The sequence below is a fragment of the Longicatena caecimuris genome, from assembly GCF_018406465.1.
Taxonomy (GTDB): Bacteria; Bacillota_I; Bacilli_A; order Erysipelotrichales; family Erysipelotrichaceae; genus Longicatena; species Longicatena caecimuris.
This window is the reverse complement of the sequence record NZ_AP024510.1, coordinates 2,010,934-2,032,876: the sequence shown is the minus strand read 5'-3', so window position 1 is coordinate 2,032,876 and position 21,943 is coordinate 2,010,934. Positions and strand designations below refer to the sequence as shown.

19 protein-coding genes and 1 riboswitch are annotated in these 21,943 nt (G+C 37.8%); all 19 genes read left to right on the top strand.

All coding sequences use genetic code 11. The annotated features are described in order from the left end of the window. Positions 1-3 precede the first annotated feature (3 nt). The 19 genes from KJS44_RS09595 to ltrA all read left to right on the top strand — a co-directional run bounded on the left by KJS44_RS09595 (position 4) and on the right by ltrA (position 21,576). Positions 4-1,605: a SpaH/EbpB family LPXTG-anchored major pilin gene (locus KJS44_RS09595; protein WP_008687603.1), complete on the top strand. Its 1,602-nt coding sequence runs from the start codon at positions 4-6 to the stop codon at positions 1,603-1,605. Between the two features lie 110 nt (positions 1,606-1,715). After that, a complete protein-coding gene (locus KJS44_RS09590) occupies positions 1,716-2,570 on the top strand; it encodes a class C sortase (protein ID WP_008687605.1) in 855 nt (284 codons plus the stop codon). Further along, entirely contained in the window at positions 2,554-3,285 is a 732-nt protein-coding gene (locus KJS44_RS09585; protein WP_008687608.1) for a pilin N-terminal domain-containing protein, read from the top strand. The genes KJS44_RS09590 and KJS44_RS09585 overlap by 17 nt, the downstream gene beginning before the upstream one ends. A gap of 64 nt (positions 3,286-3,349) precedes the next feature. Then, positions 3,350-3,521, top strand: a riboswitch (Lysine riboswitch). Positions 3,522-3,581: 60 nt separating this feature from the next. After that, a complete protein-coding gene (locus tag KJS44_RS09580; RefSeq protein ID WP_008687610.1) occupies positions 3,582-4,427 on the top strand; it encodes a transporter substrate-binding domain-containing protein in 846 nt (281 codons plus the stop codon). 15 nt (positions 4,428-4,442) lie between these two features. Then, positions 4,443-5,210, top strand: coding sequence for an amino acid ABC transporter permease (locus KJS44_RS09575; protein ID WP_008687612.1), 768 nt, complete (start codon positions 4,443-4,445; stop codon positions 5,208-5,210). Continuing rightward, positions 5,207-5,953, top strand: coding sequence for an amino acid ABC transporter ATP-binding protein (locus KJS44_RS09570; RefSeq protein WP_008687616.1), 747 nt, complete (start codon positions 5,207-5,209; stop codon positions 5,951-5,953). Before KJS44_RS09575 ends, KJS44_RS09570 begins: the two co-directional genes overlap by 4 nt. A gap of 530 nt (positions 5,954-6,483) precedes the next feature. Next, positions 6,484-7,341, top strand: coding sequence for an inositol monophosphatase family protein (locus KJS44_RS09565; RefSeq protein ID WP_008687618.1), 858 nt, complete (start codon positions 6,484-6,486; stop codon positions 7,339-7,341). 78 nt (positions 7,342-7,419) lie between these two features. Further along, positions 7,420-7,884: a hypothetical protein gene (locus KJS44_RS09560; RefSeq protein ID WP_008687620.1), complete on the top strand. Its 465-nt coding sequence runs from the start codon at positions 7,420-7,422 to the stop codon at positions 7,882-7,884. Positions 7,885-8,058: 174 nt separating this feature from the next. Then, entirely contained in the window at positions 8,059-9,138 is a 1,080-nt protein-coding gene (locus KJS44_RS09555) for a glycosyltransferase family 4 protein (RefSeq protein ID WP_008687622.1), read from the top strand. A gap of 122 nt (positions 9,139-9,260) precedes the next feature. Then, positions 9,261-10,328, top strand: coding sequence for a lysylphosphatidylglycerol synthase transmembrane domain-containing protein (locus tag KJS44_RS09550; protein WP_008687624.1), 1,068 nt, complete (start codon positions 9,261-9,263; stop codon positions 10,326-10,328). Beyond that, positions 10,319-12,295 carry a RecX family transcriptional regulator gene (locus KJS44_RS09545; RefSeq protein WP_008687625.1) on the top strand — a complete coding sequence of 659 codons (1,977 nt, stop codon included), beginning with the start codon at positions 10,319-10,321 and terminating at the stop codon, positions 12,293-12,295. The genes KJS44_RS09550 and KJS44_RS09545 overlap by 10 nt, the downstream gene beginning before the upstream one ends. Continuing rightward, positions 12,288-13,241, top strand: a complete 954-nt coding sequence (locus KJS44_RS09540) for a 3'-5' exoribonuclease YhaM family protein (RefSeq protein WP_008687627.1) — start codon at positions 12,288-12,290, stop codon at positions 13,239-13,241. The genes KJS44_RS09545 and KJS44_RS09540 overlap by 8 nt, the downstream gene beginning before the upstream one ends. Before the next feature lie 143 nt (positions 13,242-13,384). Beyond that, positions 13,385-14,086, top strand: coding sequence for a GntR family transcriptional regulator (locus tag KJS44_RS09535; RefSeq protein ID WP_213540031.1), 702 nt, complete (start codon positions 13,385-13,387; stop codon positions 14,084-14,086). Positions 14,087-14,099: 13 nt separating this feature from the next. Then, positions 14,100-14,831 (top strand): GntR family transcriptional regulator, encoded by a 732-nt coding sequence (locus KJS44_RS09530; RefSeq protein ID WP_008687630.1) that lies wholly within the window; start codon positions 14,100-14,102, stop codon positions 14,829-14,831. 537 nt (positions 14,832-15,368) lie between these two features. Next, a complete protein-coding gene (locus KJS44_RS09525) occupies positions 15,369-15,683 on the top strand; it encodes a YdcP family protein (protein WP_000420682.1) in 315 nt (104 codons plus the stop codon). A gap of 18 nt (positions 15,684-15,701) precedes the next feature. Further along, on the top strand, positions 15,702-16,085 hold the full coding sequence (locus KJS44_RS09520) for a YdcP family protein (RefSeq protein ID WP_001234286.1): 384 nt from the start codon (positions 15,702-15,704) through the stop codon (positions 16,083-16,085). A 28-nt stretch (positions 16,086-16,113) separates the two neighbouring features. Next, on the top strand, positions 16,114-17,499 hold the full coding sequence (locus KJS44_RS09515; RefSeq protein WP_000813488.1) for an FtsK/SpoIIIE domain-containing protein: 1,386 nt from the start codon (positions 16,114-16,116) through the stop codon (positions 17,497-17,499). Positions 17,500-17,676: 177 nt separating this feature from the next. After that, complete coding sequence (mobT, locus tag KJS44_RS09505) at positions 17,677-18,882, top strand: MobT family relaxase (RefSeq protein ID WP_000398284.1); 1,206 nt, start codon at positions 17,677-17,679, stop codon at positions 18,880-18,882. Positions 18,883-19,665: 783 nt separating this feature from the next. Then, the gene (gene ltrA / locus KJS44_RS09500; RefSeq protein ID WP_003436850.1) at positions 19,666-21,576 is read left to right on the top strand and encodes a group II intron reverse transcriptase/maturase; all 1,911 of its coding nucleotides are present in this window, start codon (positions 19,666-19,668) and stop codon (positions 21,574-21,576) included. Positions 21,577-21,943 lie beyond the last annotated feature (367 nt).

Genomic DNA, 21,943 nt, shown 5'->3' with positions numbered 1-21,943 from the left:
CAAATGAAAAGAATATTTGCAAGTTTTATGGCAGTGGCAGTTGCCTTTGTCATGGTGTTAGGGTTTGGTAAGCCAATCACGGCTGCGGATGGACAAGGAAGTTTAACAATCAACGGTACGAAAGATGGTAAAACGGTGGAATTGTATCAATTGTTTAGTGCTACAAAAAGTGGTGATAATGTCGCATATACATTGAATACGGATTTCGAAGAGTATTTCCTTACGTTACCTGGATTTACTGGTAAGGCAGATGATGCTTTGTCAACTGCTGCATATGATTATGTAAGTGGATTAAATGAGGATACAGCTAAAGTAGATTTTGCCAAAAATGTTCTAAATTGGTTAGTCACCACAGAAAAAGGAAAAACAATAAATCCGACAAAATCTGAGACAGCTAATGCAGATAGTTTAACGATAGCAGATATATCATACGGATATTATTTGGTTTATCCAAAGGGTGCAGCAGACACAGTAAATGGGACTAATGAATTAGTAAAGAGTCCAGCTATGTTAGTTAGTATTCATAAAACTGAAACAACAATTAATATGAAAAGTACATATCCGACAGTGGATAAGGTAATCGTAGATGGAAACACTAATATAGCAAAAGATGCAAATATCGGTGACACGGTAACTTTTAAATTGACATCCGTTGTTCCTGATATGACCGGTTATAGTAGTTATACTTTTAACTTTAAGGATACATTATCAGAGGGTTTAACATTTGGCGAGATTAGCAGTGTGAAAATAGGGGAAAAGATTTTAACGGAAGATAATACAGATACACCGAAAGAGGATACATATACTTTAACTAAAAATGGGCAAAGCATTACAATAACCTTTAATAACTTTATTTCTAACAAGGATTCAGTAGGAGTATCAATAGAGGTTACGTATACAGCTATTTTAAATGAAAAAGCAGTTTCCGGAATGAATCCGAATTCCAATAGCGCAACTGTAGAGTATAGCAATGACCCATCGAATCCAGCAACAGGAACTGAAGACTCTGAGCCTAGTGTAGTTGATGTACATACTTTTGATTTTACGATTTATAAGTATTATTTAACAGATACAAATGATGCTGAATCAAAAACACCTTTAGCTGGGGCACAATTTGAATTGTATAAAGCAGATGGTACTTCTAAAATTAATTTAATTGCCTTTACTGGAGGAAATTACCGACAGGCTACTTCAGAGGAGGCAAATAAAGAAGGTTTTACTTCAGCTGTTATAACCTCTGATGATGATGGTAAAGTAAAAATAAGTGGACTTGATGCTGGAACTTATAAGTTAAAAGAAATCAAAGCTCCTGATGGTTACAATAAACTTGTAGGAGATGTAACGATCAAGATTGCGCCAACTTATAATACTAGTACACAAAAATTAGAGAAAGTGGATGTTACATATACAATAGGAGATCAATCAAAAACAATAACAATAACAAATAAAGATGCTTCTCCAGAAATTCCAATTGAGAACAAATCAGGCAGTGTATTACCGGATACAGGTGGGAATGGTACGATTATGTTCACTATCGTTGGTGTTGGTATTTTAGCAGTGATGATTAGCTGTTCTGCCATTAGTAGAAAACGCAGAAGAGCATAAGTAAAAAGGAAGAACAGGACTTTATTTAAGAAAATCACCTGTTTTTTCCGCAATGGGCATGAGAAAGCTTGTGCCTATTGCGGAAGAAAGATAAGATTGAGGATGAGGTTATGAAAAGACGAATCTTTATGTGTTTGCGAATATGTGGCTATCTGATAGGGTTAGGTATCTTATTTTATCCGGCTATTAGCAATTATTTGAATCAGCGACATGCGACAACGATTGCTACAGATTATGAACAGGAAGTATCACATATTACGCAACAGCAAGAAGATGAAATGATGCAAAAGGCATTGGCATATAATCGAACATTAATTGGAAACAGTGAGATACTTGATCCCTTCAGTGAAGAAGCGAAACAGTTGAAGCATACTACTTATAATAAACTGCTAGATATAGATGGAAATGGCATGCTTGGTTATATTGAGATACCGAAGATTCATATTTTATCGCCAATTTATCACGGAATAAGCGAACGTGTATTACAATCTGGTATCGGACATTTACCAGAAACTTCTTTGCCGGTGGGCGGGGAAACAAGTCATACGGTATTATCTGGACATCGGGGATTGCCTAGCGCAAAACTTTTTACCGATCTGGATAAAATGGAAAAAGGGGACGTATTTTACATCAAAGTTTTGCATCATACCCTTGCTTATCAGGTGGATCAGATACTAACTGTGAAACCAACACAAACCCAGGCGTTATCCATAGTAGAAGGAAAAGATTATGTAACTTTATTGACGTGTACGCCTTATGCGATAAATACACATCGCCTATTAGTGAGAGGAACAAGGATTCCTTATGAGGAAGCTGTTAAAATAGCTGATGAAATGGAATTAAAGGCTGAATTGCCATTCTATATTAAAGCATTAGGTGTTGCATGTATTGTATTAATTGGGGTATATATAAGTGTAAAGTGGTATGTACGAAAGAAAGGAAACGCATATGAAGAAAGGAAATAAACGATATAAAATCAGTATTGGTATTTTCTTCTGCAGTCTGCTTTTTATAATGCCTTTTGGTATTGCATACGCAAAGGAATATGGAAATGTCATTATCAAAGCAATCATACAAAAGGATGGTGATGATAGGCACGCATTACAAAATGTATCGTTTGCGATATACAAAGTTGCCGATTGGAAAGATTCAGAATGGACTCAAAGTGGTGATTTTCTGCATGTATCACTGAATTTAGATGATATGGATTCTTTGCATCAAAAACAAAATGCTCAAATGTTAGCCGATTATGTACATGAGCATGGTTTAAAAGGTATACAGAGTACAACTAATAGTCAAGGTGAAGCGGTTTTTACTAAGCAAGAAGCGGGGATGTATTTATTAGTACAAGAAAAGCAGGCAACTCTACAAGACAGTATTTATAGCAGTGCCCCATCGTTGTTTAGTGTTCCATTGCAGATGGATGGGAAAGAACAATGGGAAGTTGTGATAGAACCAAAATTTGAAAACAAAACTTTACCAATACAAGACGATGATTCTTCTGCCTCTCATCAAAAAGACCCCTCTTTCGCAACGGGGAATGATGCATCATCTTCTGCAAATAAAGATGTGCAGACGAAAGATATTACCAGGAGAATAGAGATCTTGAGCCTCTTCTTAGGCAGTGGAGGGCTATTGCTGCTCTATGGAAAGTATAGAAAAGCAAGTCAAAATTTATGAAGAAATTGTAAATAATTGACGGTTGACAAAAAAGATGAATTGCGATAAAGTAGGAAAGACAAAAAAATCATATAGAGGCAGCGATGCGTCAGAGTAGGAGTAGGAGCCGGCAGGCAGTGAAAACTTTGAAAGGTAATCATCGCCGAAGGTGATTTTCCGGCGGGGAAGTTATCTGGGGTTATCTGGAAATACCGATAACACTCCTTCATGTAAGATGAAGAGGAGCTATTGACACTCGAACTATGGAGTCGTGCAATAGCGCGACTTTTTTGTGTATTAAGAAAAGAGGTAAAAAAATGAAACTTAAGAAATTAGCAACAGCCGCATTGGCAATGACATTTGTGCTTTCCGGATGTGGAGGAAGCGAAGATGATGGAAAAAATGTATCTAGCGTAACTGGTAAAGAAAAGTTTGTAGTTGGTATGGAATGTAACTATGCGCCATTTAATTGGCAGAGCAATGAGCAGACAGATACCAGTGTAGCAATCGGTGGAGCCGGTTATTGTGATGGCTATGATGTACGTGTGGCACGTTATGTGGCAGAACAGTTGGATCGTGAAATCGAAGTTAAAAAAGTTAGCTGGGAAGGATTACAGCCAGCATTGAATTCAGGTGAGATTGATGCGGTGATTGCTGGGATGACAGCCGATGATAAACGCCGCGCAGGTATGGATTTTACTACGCCATATTATGAAAGTGAAATGGTTATGATCGTTCGTAAGAGTGATAAAAAGGTTGCAAAATACAATGATATTCAACAATTTAAGGGCAAAACCGTTATTGGTCAGAAGAGTACGAATTATGATACGGTCATTGATCAAATCAAAGGGGTAAAGCATGCAACACCAAAAGCGACTTATCCTGAAATGATCGTGGCTTTACAGAAAAAAGAAGTGGATGGTATTACAGCGGAACTTCCTGTAGCTGAAGGGGCAGTTGCGGCTAATAAGGATCTTACCATTGTACATTTCAAAAAAGGGAAGGGCTTTGACATTGATACAAGTGTTTCTATTGCTATGAAGAAAGGGACTAGTGATTCCCAGCTCTTTAAAGACGTTCAAAAAGCAGTTGATAATCTTTCTAAGAAAACGCGAGATGAATGGATGAAAGAAGCACGAAAAGCTCAGCCTAAGGCAGAATAAGGAGGAGTTTCTTACATGGTAATTGCTGCTGTTCCTGAAGGAATGCTGCCAAAAGCCTGGTGGATATTCCAAAACAATATACCATTATTATGGTATGGTATTAAGATTACGTTAATGTTGGCAGTATTGGGCACTTTCTTCGGTTTATTGATTGGTCTAGTGCTTGGTGGTGTCAGAGCCGTAAAAATAGAGCCGCGTGATCGTATGCCAATACGTATAGTAAAACGTATCTTGCATAGCATTGTGGCAGTATATGTATGGTTTTTTAGGGGTACGCCAATGATGGTACAGGCAATGTTTCTGTATTATGCATTGCGCCCTTATCTGGGATGGAGTGCTAATGTTGCTGGAGTCGTCATCATATCTGTAAACACGGGTGCTTACATGTCCGAAATCATACGAGCAGGGATTCAATCTATCGATAAGGGGCAAATTGAGGCTGCTCGAAGTCTTGGTATGACAAATACACAGACCATGACAGCCATCGTTTTACCACAAGCCATTCGCAACTCCTTCCCTTCTTTAGGCAATGAATTAATTGTTAATATCAAAGATAGTTCTATGCTGAATGTCATTGGCGTAATGGAATTGTTTTTCCAATCTAGTTCTGTAGCGGGAAGTATGATGCTGTTTACGGAAACCTTTCTATCTACCTGTGTTATTTATTTGCTATTGACGAGTGCTGCTACGCTATTGTTGACATGGATTGAAAAACGTCTGCATATGCCTAAGACTTCCTTTCCGACTAGTCAAAGCGTACCTAAGGCAGGTGATTTGGCATGAGTGATACTTTGTTAGAAATTCGTCATTTAAAAAAACATTTTGGTTCTTTGGAAGTGTTAAAGGATATTGATTTTCACTGTGATAGCAATGAGGTTATTACTATTATTGGTTCTAGCGGAAGTGGAAAATCAACGTTATTACGCTGTATCAATTTATTAGAAACACCGGATGCCGGTGAAATACTTTATCATGGTAAGGATATCTTAAAGGGTGAGTTGAATTTGAATGTTCATCGATCACATGTTGGTATGGTGTTTCAGTCATTTAATTTATTCAATAATAAAACGGTATTAGAAAACTGTATGCTAGGCCAGCTCAAGGTCTTGAAACGCAGTAAAGAAGAGGCGAAGGCAAAAGCGTTGGATAATCTGCGTAAGGTTGGTATGGAGATGTTTGCCAATGCCAGCAGTATGCAGCTATCTGGCGGTCAGAAGCAGCGTGTGGCAATTGCTCGCGCTTTGTGTATGGATCCTGAAATCCTATTGTTTGATGAGCCAACCAGTGCATTAGATCCGGAAATGGTAGGTGATGTTCTGTATGTCATGAAACAATTGGCTAAAGATGGTTTAACCATGATCGTCGTAACACACGAAATGGCATTTGCTCATGATATCAGTTCACGTGTCGTATTTATGGATCAAGGTGTTATTTGTGAGCAGGGAACACCGAGTGAGCTTTTTGAGCATCCACAAAATGAACGTACGAAAGCATTTTTAAAACGCTATCGATTACAAAAGCAATAAACAAAAAAAGATAATCCAAAGGGAGCACTTAGTTCCTTTTGTCATCATGAATCTGTAGGGAAAAAGCACAACCGTGTAATCTCCCTACTTTTTCTATGACAACTTCAGTTTCGAGATGTTTGTAAATAATACGCGATGTTCCATTGCATTTTCACCTTGTATTCGTTACTATTAAATAGATGATACATGGAGAAAATACGAGGTTAGGAATATGCACAACAAGGAACTTTATTTAGAGATGATGTGCAGTTTTTTTAGGAAGGCTGTGAATAGGAGTGAATATACAAGCTTGACGATGCAATACTAGGGTTGTTTTCATGAAGACACATATCATCATGCGTGGATACTCGCTTTTTTATGCAGTGTATTTGTACCAACAGCGCTTCTTTCTTCATTTGTTTGTAATTGGAAGAAGCGGATAAATTCAAGATGTGGGCATTGATGTTTTAAGTGCGATGTTCGGTTTGCAAATGCGCAAAAGGTATTTAGCTAAGAAACAGCATAAATAGCAGATAGGGAGATGAGTAAGGATGGATGTGCATACGATAGCACCAATTTTATTTCAAACAGTAAAAGCAGCCGGTGTTGTGGCAAGAAATTTACAGGCCAATATTCAAAACGAAGGGAAAACCATTGAACGTGAAGAACGAGAAAGTGATGCACATTTTGCAATGAGAGAAGCGAAAACTAAGGTGGATGAGTTAGTACAGGAGATGCTGTTACAAAGTGTGTATCCTTATCTTGGTCATATGGTAACTTTAGATGTGGAAGAGGATACACCCTCGTTGCGCTTATATCCAAAGCAGGATCATGCATATACCCTCATTATTGATCCAATTGATGGTACGCTGCCCTACATTCAGCAGGCGGATACCTATTCGATATGTGTGACTTTGCTGCAAGAACATGAGCCACTTATTGTAATTGTTTATTTTCCAGCACGTGATGTTTGCTATTCTTATGTTGAGGATGCTGGAACAATGTATTATGAACAGGCATCCTTAAAAACTTATGAACAGGGTGAAAAATTGACCTTTCCTTCGCAACCGCCAATGCCCAAATTACTGTTTAAGAATGCGCGGGTTCCTCAAGCGTTGGTAGAAAAAATGCAAGATGCGGGATATGAAGTGATCGATGATCAAGTGCATGGATGGAACTGTCCTGCTGCAATACTGGCTTGTATGCGTTATGAAGCTATGGCGTATTGTTGCGCAAAGCGCAATTTGCGAGATGTCATGCTAGCGATGATCATGGCTAAGATGCAGCATGGATATGCTTATGATTTTAAAGGAAATCCCATCCTTTGGAATACACATGGTCGACAAGCGGAAATCGTTGTCAGCGGCTACGATTTAACGGAATTCTTCAAGATATTAGAGAGAAATTAAATTTAAAATATACAAAATGGAGAAAATTTACGCTTTTCTCTTTTTTTTATCGTATGACAGTATGGTAGGAGGTATGGCATGGAAAAGATACATATACAAAAACAAATTACACAGCAAATTAAGAAAGAAATGCTGTTTTTGCAACGATATGCAGAAGAATTGCGGCTGCATAGTGTCTTATATGAGGAAGATGGCAGGCATCTGCAAATTGAAGATGAGCTTGTGGATTATTTGCATTATACAAGAAGTGTCTTAGATTTACGAAATGACTGTAAACAGAGGAAAGAGCCAGTCTTAAAAGCAATGGAGCAACGAAATTTGCGACATCTGCAGAAACAAAGTCGTGATCATCATGCATATCAATTGCTTCAAACGATTTTACAATTACCCAAGCAAGAGAAAGATCTATTGTTAGATATGTATGTCCGCGGCTTAGATCGCAGAATCATCATGCTGCATCAAGGAGATATCGTAGAAAGCACATTATATCGTCGCTTGCAACGAGCGTATCAGCATGTATATGAACTTTTGCGCTATATGTAAGATAGTTATTTTTTCAAAGGTGACACTATGCAACTCTTAGGATTTCTTAAGGCTTTCTTACAAAGTTGTTAGCAGTCAATCTATTCCATATATGGAAAATATGATATAATACTTCTGTCAAAGCAGAAAAAGGTTAACTTTTTTTGTTTCTTGCGATAACAGGAGGGAATCAGATTGGATAAACGAATTGTCATTAATATGCTTTCCAATGCCGATAAAGTGGAAGGCCAGGGAGTAGGAAGTGCTTATCTGGAACAGGTGAAACTAGTCAGCGAAGGCGCAAGTGATCTGTTCGATGTTCGCATCAACAGTGTGAAAAAAGCAGATATCGTTCATTCTCATACGATAGAACCGCAGAATTATCTGCGTATGAAAAATAATAAAAATGCTAATGTATGTTATGTACATTTTTTACCTGATACCTTAGATGGCAGTATTCAATTGCCTAAGGCATTATTTCATGTATTCAAAAAATATGTTATAAGCTTCTATAAGACAGCCGATTATCTGATTGTTGTAAATCCGACGTTTATGAAAGAATTGGAAACTTATGATATACCTAAAGAAAAGATGGTATATATTCCCAATTATGTGTCCAAGGAAGACTTTTATGAAAAAAGTGAAGAAGAACGTTTCGCTATACGTAAGAAATATGGCATTACGGAAGATGCTTTTGTCGTTATTGGCGTTGGTCAGGTACAGACTCGTAAAGGGGTGCTGGACTTTATTGAGGTTGCTAAAAAATTACCGCATATTCAATTCGTTTGGTGTGGTGGGTTCTCTTTTGGAAAGATTACCGATGGCTATGAAGAACTGAAAAAAGTCGTTGAAAATCCACCTGCAAATGTGAAATTTTTAGGCATCATTCCACGCAGTGAAATGAATGATATTTATAACATGAGCAATCTGTTATTCATGCCATCTTATAATGAATTGTTTCCTATGTCCATCTTGGAAGCAGTGAATTTAAAACGCCCATTAGTCTTACGTAATTTGGAATTATATGAGGATATTTTATTTCATAAATATCAATGTGGGGAATCCAATGAAGACTTTGTGATGTTGATTGACCGATTACAAAAGGATACGGCGTTTTATCAACAAAGCAGTGAGGATTCCGCTTATATCAGTCAGTATTATTCAAAAGAAAATGTCTTGCAGATCTGGAAGGACTTTTATACAAGGGTTTATCAAGAGCAAGAAAGTGGGGAACTGCTGAGAAGACGCAAAGAAGAAAAGAAAGCGAAAAAATAAGCAGTAATAACTGTCTGTTTTGCGCTTAAGGCATATCTTATATCTTTGTTGTTCATTATTTAAAAGATAGCGATATGCTGTTGATCGCATTTGTTGAGCGGTCTTAAAAGCGAGGGATTAAGATGAAAAATTCTGTAAAGAGTTATGTCCTGAATTTCCTGCTGATCATTGGGTTGACCGTTGTTGCCTTATGGTTTGCATTAAAGGATCATTATCAGGAGGTCATGACGCTGATCGGCGGTATGCACTGGTACTGGCTTGTGATCATTTTGCTGTGGGGAATTGCCTATGCCTGTGTGGTAGGCTGGATCTTAGCAGTATTTGCTAAAAGAAGTAAAAAAGATTATACCGTTTTACAAGGTATCGCAAATGGTTTTGTAGGTATCTTTTTCAGTGGTATCACACCTAGTGCAACCGGCGGACAATTTGCGCAAGCGTATATATTTAAGAAACAGGGGATTAAATTCAGTGATGGTGCCAGTATCTTATGGGCTGATTTTATTGTCTATCAAACAACGATGATGCTGTATGTTACCATTTTGTTTCTGGCACGTTTTTCTCATTTTATGGCAATCATCGGTCCATTGTTTTTTGGTATCTTATTGGGTTATCTTGTGAATGTATGTGTGATTGGTGTCTTGTGGACAATGGCGTTGTTTCCTCGATTATATGTGCGATTGTCACAAGGCTGTGTAAAGATTTTGGCAAAATTGCATATTGTAAAAAATAAAGAGAAGACATTAAGCAGCTGGACGGCACAGATGGAATCTTTCACTACAGAAATCAAAAAGATGCAGCATGAGAAAAAGATGATCTTACAGGCGGTTGTATTGAATATAGTACGAATGACGATACAATTTACATTGCCTTACTTTATCATGAAAGCAATGGGGGTTTCTGTAGGGGCAGATCGTTTTATTGATTGTCTAGCACTTTCCAGTTTTGTCTTAATGGCCAATGCCTTTATCCCCATACCCGGGGCGAGTGGAGGAACAGAATTGGTCTTTACGGCTTTATTTCAATCCGTAGTAAAACATGCAGCATTAGCAAGCGGCGTTATGATCCTATGGCGTTTTTCAACCTACCATGTTGTCATGCTGGTGGGGGCTGTCGTCTTCTTGTTCTTAAAACGGAAATATGATAGTGAAAAATGGATGAAAGAGGAAAAGGAGGCGGATGTATGCGAATAGGTTTATTCACCGATACATATACACCAGATATTAATGGAGTTGTATCCAGCATCGTTACTTTACAAAAAGAACTAGAAAAAAACGGTCATGATGTTTTTGTTATTACCAATCATAAAGCAGCTCGCATGAAAAAAGAAGGCAATGTACTGCGCCTGCCTGGATTAGAATTAAAATGGCTGTATGGGTATAAGTTGTCTACTCCATATCATTTTGCAGCACGTGATGAAGTGCGTAAAATGAATTTAGATGTAATACATGTGCATACGGAATTCGGTGTAGGCATGTTTGCTCGCATCGTGGCAAAATATTTGAATATTCCAGTCGTAACGACATATCACACCATGTATGAGGATTATACGCATTATATCAATCGTTTTGATATCGATGAAGTAGATAAGGTATCAAAAAAAGTGATATCAACCTTTTCAAGAGCGATATCAGATAGTGCACAGGCAGTTATATCACCAAGTGAGAAAACAAAAGAGACATTGCAGAAATATGGTGTTAAGACACCGATTTATGTGATTCCTACCGGCTTGAATTTTGAGAACTTTAATCGTGAATCCATTAACATGGAGAAGGTGAAGGAAATTCGGCATCAATATGGAATTGCCGATGATGATCATGTGATTACATTTGTTGGTCGCATTGCACCAGAAAAAAGTGTGGATATTCCGATTGAAGGATTCCGTTATATAGATGATCCTAAAATTAAGCTGCTGATTGTTGGCGGTGGTCCACAGCTGGATGAATTGCAAGCGATGGTAAAAAAATACCATTTAGAAAACCATGTGATTTTCACTGATAAAAAGCCAAGAGAAGAAGTACCATATTATTATGCGTGTGCAGATTGCTTTGTGTCTGCATCCTTAACGGAAACACAAGGCATGACATATATCGAAGCGCTAGCTTGTGAATTACCGGTTTTTGCTCGATGGGATGATGTTTTAAAAGATCTTGTTGTCGAAAACGACAGTGGCTTTTTATTTGATACACCGCAGGAATTTGCTCGCAAGCTAATAGCATTCTTTGCTTTACCACAAGATGAACGTGATGCTTTCCGCAAGCGTGCAAAAGCAAAAATTGTAAAATACGATTCTAAGGTTTTTTATTCTAAGGTCATGTCAGTTTATTATCAGGCGATTGATGATTTTGAGGATGCATATGAAGTCGTAAAAATTAAGACATTAGATGATTATGTTCGCATTTATGTGGAAAACGATAAAGAAGATCAGCCAATTAAAATATTGATACGACTGGATGATTATTTCACCTATAAGATTCGTCTGCATACAATGTTGGATCGTTATACCGTAGCGGATTTCCAACATAAGGAAATTCGTTTAGAAGCTTATCGTGCTGCTATTCGCAAATTACGTATAAAGGATTATACACGCAAAGAAATGATGTTGTATTTTAATCGTCTGCCAGGCTTAGGGAAAGAAGATGTTGAAATATTGCTGAATGAATTAGAAGAAAAAGGCTATATCAATGATCAGCGTTATGTATTGGATCGCTTGGATAGCATGCAGTTTTCATTGACCGGGAAAGGGAAGATTCGACGTACCTTGTTAAATAAGGGAATTGATCCTGAGATCATTGATCAGGCGTTAAACAATTTTGATGATGTACAAGAAGCAGATAAGGCTCGTAAAATGGCTGAAAAATTAATGAATAGTGTGAAAGATAAGTCGGCTGCTATGAAAAAGCAAACGATCATTCAAAAGTTGATTCGTCAGGGCTTTGATGGTGATTTGGCAAGATCGAGCGCAGAAGAACTTGATTTTTCCGGTGTCGATGACAGCGAAGCATTAACGAAGACCATTCAAAAAGCGTTGCGTAATTATGCAAGGCGCTATCAGGGTGTTCAGTTGCGCAATAAGGTCATTGCATATTGTCTACAAAAGGGCTTTCGGCATGAAGATGTAATAGCAAAAATAGAAGAAATGGAGTGGCAAGATGAATAAAACATTAGCAGAGCTTGAAGATGGTTTTCGTGGGGAAATCACGGTATTGCTACTTCAGGTAAATAAAGGCGTCACAGCGAAGGGAGCACCCTATCTGTCCTTTCAATTACAAGATAAGACAGGCAGCATGGATGCGAAATATTGGAATGTTCCAGAGAACTTGTTATATGCTTATAAACCGGGAATGTTGGTTAAAGTGAGTGGTGATGTCTTATGTCATCAAAAACAGCTTCAGTTTCGTGTAAATCACATGGAAGAAGTAAATGATGAAGAATATGATATTTGGAACTTTGTGAAGAGTGGACCAATTGCGAAAGATGAATTACAAAAAGAAATTACGGCTTATGTAGCATCTATTCGAAATGAAGCCATTCATGCAATCACACAAGCGTTTATCACGGATTATGAAAAAGATTTTTATACATATCCGGCAGCTATGAAAAATCATCATGATTTTGTGAGTGGCTTGGCAACCCATGTGTTAGGCATGCTGCATATGGCGGATGCTTTATGCAAGCAATACACATTGTTGAATCGTGATCTGTTGATTGCCGGAGTGATCTTACATGATATCGGAAAACTGATTGAATTAAGCGGAGCGGTTGTGACGGATTATACCAAAGAAGGCAAATTGTTGGGACATATCAGTATTATGCAAAGCAAAGTGGAAGAAAAAGCAAAACAGCTTGGTTATACAGGGGAAGAGGTGCTGTTGCTGCGACATATGATCCTTGCTCATCATGGACAATACGCTTATGGATCTCCGGTGTTACCAATGATTCCAGAAGCGGAAATGCTGTACTTGCTGGATAATATGGATGCACGTATGCAGTCAATGGAAAAGGCATTGGCACCAATAGAGCCAGGAGGCTTTACTCCGCGCATCTTTGCGATGGAAAATCGCTTTCTTTATAAAAGTACATTAGGGAATAACTCAAAAAAATGAGTATTCCCTTTTTTTACTTAAATAAATGCATATATAAGTATTTCAGTAAAATATGAAAAAACAGTTTTCCCTATCTATTTCTTTGTTAATTTGGTATAATTATGCATGAAAGAGGTTGTATACCGCAGCAGAAAGGAAAGCATATGAAAATCTTGACATTGAGTATCATGATTGCCAATGAACTCAAAAACATGATAGAACAAGAGAATCTGAAAGAGGGAGATAAACTGCCTAGTGAACGAGATCTTTGTGAGAAATTAAATGTTCAGCGATTAACCCTTCGCAGTGGATTGCGGATTCTTTTACAAGAAGGAATCATAGTTTCAAAACAACGCAGCGGGTATTATGTCAACAAACTACGAGTAGAAAAGAATGTCTTCCATTTAGAATCGACCAGTGAAGCAATTTTTCAACAAGGTCTGAAAATGAAAATGAAATTATTACACTTGTCAAAAATGGAATTGAATAAATATTTATCTGCGCATATGCGTTTGCCTTTAGGAACTAAAGTATATGAACTTCAGCGTTTACGTTATGTAGATGATGAGCCGATTTCTTTGGAGACAACGTACATTCCTATTGAGATCGTACCTGATCTTGAACATTACGATTTACAAGAACAAGCATTGTATGTAATATTGGAAACTGCTTATGATATTCATATTGATCATAGTGAACAGGAAATTCTTGTCAGTACTGCTGATGATTTTGCGGCAATGTCGTTGCAGGTAGCAAAAGGTGAACAACTAGTGTTGCAACAGGGCTTGGTGTACGATACTAAAAATCGTCAGATTGAGTATACAGAAAGTCTGATGAAGATGGAACGCTTTGTTTATGTTAATTAGGAGGATGTGATGTATGGACTATCGGATGCCGCTTTATATGCAGTTGAAGGAAATCATCATGAAACGCATTGAGGATGGGGAATATCTTCCCGGGGAAAAGATTCCCAGTGAAAGAGAGATGGCAGATACTTATGGTGTAAACCGAATGACGGTAAAAAACGCTATTAATTCTTTGGTGGAAGCTAATATATTATATCGAATTCATGGTAAGGGAACATTTGTCGCGCAAAAGAAAACACAAAAGGTAACTTTTTATGATAATTTATCTGAATCCAGTCGAGGATTAGGTGCTGTTATTAAAGACAGTGGAATACCTTTGATGAATCAAATTTTGGAAAAGGGTGTCATATCTTCACGTGGCTATTTAGCCAATAAACTGCATATTTTAAAGAATGAAGATGTTTATGTATTGCATCGTTTACGTAATATCGGAACAGAATCCTTTGCTTTAGAGTACTGTTATGTTCCTTATCATTTGTTTAAAGATATTGATACTTATAATTTTGAGCATGTGTCTTTATACGATTACATGGAGAGCAAAGGTCATCGACCGGTAGTATTTTCTCAGCGGCTGACGATTTTAAAAGCAGTGCAACCGGAAGCCCGATTGATGAAGATAGCGGAAGGTCATCCATTGTATTATTTTGAATACATTGGCAAAGATGCAAAAGGGAATGTAGTAGAATACACTGAAAGCTATGTCCGTTGTGATAAGGCAAAATTTACTTTTCGCGCAAAACGATAAGTCGGCAAAAAGCTGACTTTTTTCATTTCTGAAGATTATTCAACATACAAAAGCGAGAAGCTAAATTCAATGAGTATTGCCATGAAAATGAGGTCCTTTATAATCAACATGGACGCTGTATAATAGAAACCTAGAATGTCTTTTTTCTTATGCCCAATTTAACAGGGTTCATTTGACATAGCTAGGACTTTTTTTATGTTGAAAAATAGCATAAAAATCTAGTTATCCGCATAAAAACTGGACTTATCACACTTTATCAAGGTCAAAACCACTCAATTTACTACTAATTTACTACTTATGAATGAGCTTTGATACGACGATTTATCCTTGAAAAGTGAAGATATAAAGATACTTCCAATAAAATTTGAATATTTAATAGGTAGACACTTCAAAAAATGAGGTGTCTATTTTTTTACCCGATTTTGAAAGGAAGTGAACTTATGAAAACAAAAAATCAAGAATCAAAAGGTCGTTCCCCACTCTTTAAGACCATCAAACATTCATTCAGCCAATAAAAAAGAAAGGATAGGTAAAAATATGGAACTTAAATTTGTGATTCCCAACATGGAAAAAACATTCGGCAATTTAGAATTTGCTGGCGAGGATAAAGTCGTTCAGCGAAGAATCAACGGACGGCTAACTGTCTTATCAAGAAGCTATAATCTCTATTCTGATGTTCAAAGAGCAGATGATATTGTGGTGGTGCTTCCTGCTGAAGCTGGCGAAAAACATTTCGGCTTTGAGGAACGTGTGAAGTTAGTCAATCCACGTATTACCGCAGAGGGCTACAAAATCGGCACTCGTGGTTTTACAAATTACCTTTTACATGCTGACGACATGATAAAAGAATAAAGAAAGAGAGGAAAAATGATGAGATTAGCAAATGGCATTGTATTAGATAAAGACACGACTTTTGGAGAATTGAAATTCTCTGCTCTACGTCGTGAAGTGAGAATCCAAAATGAAGACGGGTCGGTTTCAGATGAAATCAAGGAACGTACCTATGACTTAAAATCCAAAGGACAAGGACGCATGATTCAAGTAAGTATTCCTGCCAGCGTGCCTTTGAAAGAGTTTGATTATAACGCACGGGTGGAACTTATCAATCCCATTGCGGACACCGTTGCTACTGCCACCTATCAAGGAGCAGATGTTGACTGGTATATCAAGGCAGACGATATTGTGCTGACAAAGGATTCTAGTTCATTCAAAGCTCAACCACAAGCAAAGAAAGAACCGACACAAGACAAATAGTCGCTAGGTAGAAAGGAGACTTTTTCGCATGAAACAGCGTGGTAAAAGGATTCGCCCATCTGGTAAAGATTTAGTCTTTCATTTTACGATAGCGTCACTCCTGCCTGTTTTCCTGCTGGTTGTCGGACTGTTTCATGTGAAGACAATCCAGCAGATCAACTGGCAGGATTTTAACCTATCACAAGCAGATAAGATTGACATTCCCTATTTAATTATCAGTTTCAGTGTCGCAATTCTTATCTGCTTGCTGGTAGCGTTTGTATTCAAACGGGTTCGCTATGATACGGTTAAACAACTTTACCACCGTCAAAAACTGGCAAAGATGATACTTGAAAACAAGTGGTATGAATCTGAACAGGTCAAAACAGAGGGTTTCTTTAAAGATAGTGCTGGTCGTACAAAGGAAAAGATAACCTACTTCCCTAAAATGTATTATCGACTTAAAAATGGCTTGATACAGATACGGGTGGAAATCACGCTGGGAAAATATCAAGACCAACTCTTACACTTGGAAAAGAAATTAGAGAGTGGCTTGTACTGTGAGCTGACGGATAAAGAGTTAAAGGATTCCTATGTGGAATATACTTTGCTCTATGACACCATAGCCAGTCGTATTTCTATTGATGAAGTAGAAGCTAAAGATGGTAAACTTCGCTTAATGAAAAACGTATGGTGGGAATATGATAAGCTCCCTCATATGTTGATTGCTGGTGGTACAGGTGGCGGTAAAACTTACTTTATACTGACACTGATTGAAGCCTTGCTTCATACAGATTCAAAACTGTATATTCTTGACCCGAAAAATGCTGATCTTGCGGACTTAGGTTCTGTGATGGCAAATGTCTACTATAGAAAAGAAGACTTGCTTTCTTGCATTGAAACATTCTATGAAGAAATGATGAAACGTAGTGAGGAAATGAAGCAGATGAAGAACTATAAGACTGGCAAAAATTATGCTTACTTAGGTCTCCCGGCACACTTCTTAATCTTTGATGAATACGTCGCTTTCATGGAAATGCTGGGAACAAAAGAAAACACCGCAGTTATGAATAAGCTGAAACAGATTGTCATGTTAGGTCGTCAAGCTGGCTTCTTTCTAATACTGGCTTGTCAACGTCCAGACGCAAAATATTTAGGCGACGGAATCCGTGATCAGTTTAATTTCAGAGTGGCTTTAGGTCGTATGTCTGAAATGGGCTATGGCATGATGTTTGGCAGTGACGTACAAAAGGATTTCTTCTTAAAGCGAATCAAAGGTCGTGGCTATGTTGATGTAGGAACAAGTGTCATATCAGAGTTTTATACTCCCCTTGTACCAAAAGGATATGATTTCTTGGAGGAAATTAAAAAGTTATCCAACAGCAGACAGTCCACGCAGGCGACGTGCGAAGCGGAAGTCGCAGGTGTGGACTGATCTTGCTGGCTGGTGTGGCAATAGCCACGCCAGCACTTACCCCCCCGTATCTAACAGGGGGGTACAAATCGACAGGAAACAGTCAAAAAAACATTAGAAAATCCTTTGGTTACAAGGGATTTACAAAATTTCAGCGTATGTCAAATGGGCTTTAAAAGTTGACATACGCCTTTTTGATTGGAGGGATTTTTACTGAATGAACAAACTTGGTTACAGCATTTAAAAGAAAAACGCTTGGCTTATGGACTATCTCAAAACCGTTTAGCTGTTGCGACTGGTATTACAAGGCAGTATCTAAGCGATATTGAAACAGGAAAAGTCAAGCCATCAGAGGATTTACAGCAGTCCCTTTGGGAAGCTCTGGAACGCTTCAATCCCGACGCTCCCCTTGAAATGCTGTTTGATTATGTAAGAATTCGCTTTCCGACAACAGACGTACAGCAGGTGGTCGAAAACATCTTACAACTGAAACTGTCCTATTTTCTTCATGAGGACTATGGTTTCTATTCTTATTCAGAGCATTATGCTTTAGGCGACATATTCGTCCTTTGCTCCCATGAACTGGACAAAGGAGTTCTGGTGGAATTGAAAGGTCGTGGGTGCAGACAATTTGAAAGCTATCTTCTGGCACAACAAAGAAGCTGGTATGAGTTCTTTATGGACGTTTTGGTGGCTGGCGGTGTGATGAAACGCCTTGACCTTGCCATTAACGATAAGACAGGGATTTTAAATATCCCTGTACTCACTGAAAAGTGCCAACAGGAAGAATGTATCTCCGTCTTCCGCAGTTTTAAAAGCTATCGCAGTGGCGAACTGGTACGCAAAGAGGAAAAGGAATGTATGGGAAACACCCTCTATATCGGTTCATTACAAAGTGAAGTTTATTTCTGTATCTATGAAAAGGACTACGAGCAGTACAAGAAAAATGATATTCCCATTGAAGACGCAGAAGTAAAAAACCGTTTTGAGATTCGATTGAAAAATGAGCGTGCCTATTATGCAGTCCGTGATTTACTCGTCTATGACAATCCAGAGCATACCGCCTTTAAAATTATCAATCGGTATATCCGTTTTGTAGATAAAGACGATTCCAAACCTCGTTCTGATTGGAAACTGAATGAAGAATGGGCTTGGTTTATTGGGAACAATCGTGAACGATTAAAACTAACCACAAAACCAGAGCCTTACTCCTTCCAAAGGACGCTGAACTGGCTATCTCATCAAGTTGCCCCGACCTTAAAGGTTGCGATTAAACTTGATGAAATCAACCAGACGCAGGTTGTAAAAGACATTCTCGACCATGCGAAACTGACAGACCGACACAAGCAGATTTTGAAGCAACAGTCAGTAAAAGAACAGGACGTGATAACAACAAAAAAATAACTCAAATACAAATTCATTGAATATAGAGAGGAGAACATTTTTATGAATTTTGGACAAAACCTTTGTGCGACTCGTTCCTTAGTGAAAAGCTAAGGCACTAATAAAAGAACGAAAAAGTTTGATTATTAGGAGAACTGATAATCTGACAGGTGGAATGATGAAGTAACGCTCTGAAACGCCTGCCCTGAGCCTCCGACAAGCATTGAATGAGGAAACTCAGAATGTTTGAAGCTCGGTAAAGACGGCTGAAAGATACCGTAATAGTTGATGAACATATATCTTCTATCGAAAACTATCCAGAGGTGGGTAGCGTATCCAACAGGTCGGGGGTCTATAAAATATCTATGGTTAGAATGTTCCACAAGGGACTGACGAAACAGCGAATGTACGGGTCTAAATTTGTACTTTGTAGAAATGCAAAGGTACGAGAAATCGTAGCTGGTGTGGCAAAGTAAGAATATAGGTTATGAAATGCCATATACCGTTACAGGCGGTATCAAGCCAGCAGGCTTATAGCTAGTGACCTAAGGATATATATGTATAGATAAGATTATCGGAACGAGGAAAGGTATTGGGTTCTCATCAAGAGAATAAGCTGACGAAGAACAATAAGCAGTTGAACCAATGCTGAAAAGCAGAGGGCGAACCTAAGAAATTCTTGTAATGGGAATGGAGGAATACCCTCAAGTCGTGTATATATTAGAAAAGTATTATGTTGCTTTAATAAGGATTACGAGTAAGATAAAAAAGCTCACTCAATTTCAAGCAAAGGAGTGAAGCCTTATGCCTAAAAATAAAAATGAAACATTGTGTGTAGAAGATTTAAGACACGCTGAATATTACGAAATGCAAAACACCTTTGATGATTTATATGCCAAAAGTAAGAATGGAGATATTTTCACTCATCTTATGGATATTATCCTATCGAGAGAAAATATATTACTGGCATATCGAAATATCAAAGCAAATGCAGGCAGTAAGACAGCAGGAACAGACGGTACAATAATTAAAGATATTGGCAAATTGCCAGCAGAAACAGTTGTCAAAAAGGTAAGATATATTGTCGCAGGCACTCCGCACGGGTATCGACCTAAGCCAGTAAGGCGAAAAGAAATACCAAAACCAAATGGGAAAACCAGACCTCTAGGCATTCCTTGTATGTGGGACAGGCTTATACAACAATGTATCAAACAAGTATTAGAACCAATCTGCGAAGCTAAATTTAGTGAAAACAGCTACGGTTTCAGACCTAATAGGTCGGTTGAAAATGCAATAAAAGCAACCTATAACCGCCTACAAATCAGCCAGCTACATTATGTGATTGAATTTGATATTAAGGGTTTCTTTGACAACGTGAACCATTCCAAACTGATAAAACAGATATGGGCTATGGGAATACGGGACAAGCACTTGATATTCATTTTAAAAAGGATATTAAAAGCTCCAATTAAAATGCCTGACGGCACAATAACATATCCAGAGAAAGGAACTCCACAGGGGGGAATTATATCCCCACTACTAGCCAACATTGTTCTTAATGAGTTAGACCATTGGGTAGAAAGTCAATGGCATGAAAATCCTGTTACAAAAAACTATGTGGTTCATATCAATAAAAGCGGTAGCCCATGTAAAAGCAACGCTTACAAAGAAATGAAGAAAACAAAGTTAAAGGAAATGTATATGGTTCGTTATGCAGATGATTTTAGAGTTTTCTGTCGCTACAAAGAAAGTGCTGAAAAAACCAAAATAGCAATTACTCAATGGATCGAGCAACGACTAAAATTGGAAGTATCACAAGAAAAAACAAGAATTGTAAATGTTAGAAAAAGATACTCCGACTTTCTTGGTTTCAAGATTAAAATGATACCGAGAAGAAAGAAGTTAGTTGTTAAATCACATATAAGTGATAAACAATTCAAGACCCAAAAAGACAAGCTGGTATCACAGGCAAAGAAAATTGCTTCTCCCTCAAAGGGAAAAACAGAATTAGAGGAAATAAGACTTTATAATTCAATGGTATTAGGTATGCAAAATTATTATCAGATTGCAACAAATGTAAATCTGGATTGTATGAAACTTAATAGAGCTGTAATGGCTATCTTCACTAACAGATTAGGTGCAAGCAAAAAGGGCAGATTGAGAAAAACAGGCAGACAACTTACAACAAAAGAAGCAACAAGATATGGTAAATCTAAAATGCTTCGATATGTTGCTGGCGAGGGCGAACCTATATTCCCTGTTGGATATATCCAACACAGAAAACCAATGGCAAAAGTGTATTCAGCAAACTGCTATACTCCAGAGGGAAGAAAATTTATCCATACCAATCTAAGTGTTGATAAATTACTGATGTATCAGTTGATGAAATTATCTTTGGAAAATCGCACAATAGAATACGCAGACAATCGAATTTCGCTATTTTCTGCCCAACATGGAAAATGTGCTATAACTCTGGAAGAATTTCAACAAGCTAATGAAATACACTGTCATCATATTGTACCAACTAGGGCTGGTGGTAATGACGATTATAAAAATCTTATTTTGGTAAAAGAGGCGGTACATCGTCTAATACACGCAAAAACAGAAGAAACAATACAAAAATATATAGCTCTATTGAAACTAAATAAAGTCCAGCTCATAAGACTAAATAAATATAGAGTATTAGCTGGCAATCAAGAATTAAACTTGATATAGGTCTACTACATAAATACTTTTCAATATAAACACGATGGAACGCGGAGTGCGGTGAAAGTCGCACGCTCCGTGTGAATGGGGGGAAAAGTTTGAGATATTTATAATATCAGGAACTTACCTATCCATATATAACTGGTTTCTATCAAACGCTCAATCACTGGTGCTTTTAGCAATCGTTGTGATTGGCTTGTATCTTGGCTTCAAGCGTGAGTTTAGCAAACTGATTGGCTTTTTAATTATTGCGATTATTGCGGTTGGCTTAGTCTTCAACGCTGCTGGAGTAAAAGACATTTTACTAGAGCTATTCAATCGCATTATTGGTGCTTAAATAAAACCGTTCTTTTGTGGAATATAAGTGGTTTTCTTA